The 686-nt window shown below is 57.0% G+C and carries 2 protein-coding genes; both read right to left on the bottom strand.

The window, feature by feature from the left end; translation table 11 throughout:
* Window positions 1–247 precede the first annotated feature (247 nt).
* Entirely contained in the window at window positions 248–454 is a 207-nt protein-coding gene (locus EN780_RS36405; protein ID WP_128276604.1) for a hypothetical protein, read from the bottom strand.
* Window positions 455–462: 8 nt separating this feature from the next.
* A partial coding sequence (locus EN780_RS39980) for a hypothetical protein (RefSeq protein ID WP_133372963.1) occupies window positions 463–686 on the bottom strand: 224 nt, incomplete at its 5' end.

Here is a 686-nt window from a genome sequence, read left to right as displayed (position 1 = left end):
CTTGGCACATCGCATGGCAAGAACAATCTTCGCCGTCCTCAGATTGAGCCGCCCTTGACGTCAATATGCTGCCCAAGCCTCAGCGGGCACTCCGAATCCGCTCGGGCCAGCCAGTTCGCGCGCTCAGCCTCGGTAAGCGAATTCCACACTGCATACCGGCGATTTCGTCAGCAGTCGGACCCCGGTTCGGTTCGTCTGTCATTTTCTTATCCGCGCATAAGACTCGAGTGCCGGAGGCCCAGAACTATCAGAACGGCCACAAGCCGCCCAGAAAAGCCAGCATTTCGATGCTCCACTGCATGAAGTTTTGGTACCAGCCAAACACCGTTTCATAGGCAACCTGAAGTGCGCCCAGGAAGAAAACGAAACAGATGACGATCGCAAATACCTTGCCAAATCCCTCGTCACCCCTCGGGTCGCGGCTCTGATAAACGTAATCCTGTCGATTAAACATATGGTCTATTAACGGTCCCGGTCGTCGCGGTCGCGTTCCCTTCTTTCTAATTCCTCCCGCTCCAACTCCTCGAGGCGAGGAATATGCTGTTGCGCCCGATCTGTCCGCGTCGTTTCATCGCCTCGTTGTGCGGCCTCCTTGTCCCTGGTTACCTTATCCTGCAGCCGATTTGTAGCATCTAGGGTCGACGCCAGCTCGTGAGCCTGCTCGGCCGGTTCGTCCGGCCGGCGCT

Origin of the sequence: Mesorhizobium sp. M4B.F.Ca.ET.089.01.1.1 (assembly GCF_004022605.1) — a bacterium.
In the GTDB taxonomy this organism is placed as follows: domain Bacteria; phylum Pseudomonadota; class Alphaproteobacteria; order Rhizobiales; family Rhizobiaceae; genus Mesorhizobium; species Mesorhizobium abyssinicae.
Note: the sequence above shows the minus strand (reverse complement) of the source record. Positions and strands in the feature narration are given on the sequence as shown.